Source organism: Rhodococcus sp. BS-15 (genome assembly GCF_000813105.1).
Lineage (GTDB): Bacteria > Actinomycetota > Actinomycetes > Mycobacteriales > Mycobacteriaceae > Rhodococcoides.
On record NZ_BAOX01000535.1, the window covers coordinates 1 to 1,481 of the forward strand.

Annotated in this window: 2 protein-coding genes; both read right to left on the minus strand. The window is 68.9% G+C overall.

Features of this window, described 5'->3' with window-relative positions; translation table 11 throughout:
- The coding region (locus tag RHBS_RS27695; protein WP_145977657.1) for a ComEC/Rec2 family competence protein at positions 1 to 1,113 on the minus strand (1,113 nt) is incomplete at its 3' end.
- On the minus strand, positions 1,110 to 1,481 hold a 372-nt coding region (locus tag RHBS_RS27700; protein WP_148311816.1), incomplete at its 5' end, for a helix-hairpin-helix domain-containing protein. The genes RHBS_RS27695 and RHBS_RS27700, both read right to left, overlap by 4 nt.

A 1,481-nucleotide genomic window follows, 5' to 3' on the forward strand; every position in this document is an offset into this window, starting at 1 on the left:
TAGCCCGGCGGTGGCGAACACCGACAGCACGAATCCGACATCCACCGCCAGCCTCGGCCACCACCCGAGCAGCCCCAACACCGCGCCGCACAGTGCCGGTACCGCTTGCCTGCGCCTGCCGGTGACGAACGCCACCAAGCCGATCGACCCCATCAATGCCGCCCGCAGCACACTCGGCGACGGCCGGGCCACGATCACGAACGCCACGAGTACGACGAACGCCACCGCGACCGTAGCGCGAGGTCCGACCCCGACACCTCGCAACACCAACAGAACCGCACCGATCAGAATCGAGAAGTTCGCACCGGAGACAGCCGTCAAGTGCGTGAGGCCGGCCGCCCGAAAATTGTCCGATACCGTCTCGTCCAGCCGCGACACATCTCCGACCACGAGACCGGGCAGCAGACCCGCACGATCCGGTGGCATCGAATTCTGCGCCACGGCAGCCAAATTCGACCGGAATGTACCGGCTGCCGCAGAGATCGTCCCGGGCTCGTTCACGGTGACCGGCGGACCCGAAGTGCGGATCACGGCCACGGTCATGTCCGGTCTGATCGGCTCACCGAGCCTGCCCCGCACGGTGACCACCTGGCCCGGCAGCAATGCCGACCAACTCGACTGCGGTGCGATGATCGACACCCGTCCACCGACGTGCCATGCCTCGCCGCCCACGTCGACTCGCGTCATCTCGGCCTTCACCATCACCGTCGCGGGCCCGGGAGCGGTCAGCCGTCGCGGGTCCTCCTCCAGCTGCACCGACGCCGTGATCCAGGCTCGGTTCTCTGCCGCCGCAGCCACGGGATGCTCGGCCAGCGAGCGCATCTGAATCCAGATCGATCCCCCGAAGCACAGCGCCAGCACGATCACCGCGGCCGCACCGGACCGACTCGAACTCGGCCGACCGCGCCGAACAGACATTCCGTGCAGTGCCACTGCGACGAGCAGCACCACCGCAACGGCCGACGCGGTAGCAGCCAGGGCAGCACCGGGGCCTCCGAGAATTCCGATCGCGGTGATCGACCAGCACACCGCAGCGGCCGGAACCAGGCGCACGTCGAACGGCAGGCGATCCTCGGTCTGCGGCGCGCCGGTGGATGCGGCATCGGTGGTCATCCGACGTGCACCAGGTCGCGGATCTTCGCCAGTCTGCCGGGCCCGATGCCGTCCACCTCGGACAGCTGATCCACGGTTGCGAAACGGCCGTTGGTCTCTCGCCAACTCACGATCGAGGTCGCGGTGACCGGCCCGACCCCGGGCAACGCGTCCAGCTCTGCGACGGTCGCGGCGTTGAGGTCCACCGTCCCGCCGGTGGTGGAACCTCCGACCCCGGCCGGTACGCCGCCGCTACCGTCTGCCGATGTGCCGATCCCGGATGTCGTACTGCTGACCGGTGGAGCGGCCTCGGGCGGCACGACGCCGACGACGATCTGATCGCCGTCGGCGACTCGCGCGGCCATGTTGAGCGCCAGCAAGTCGGCACC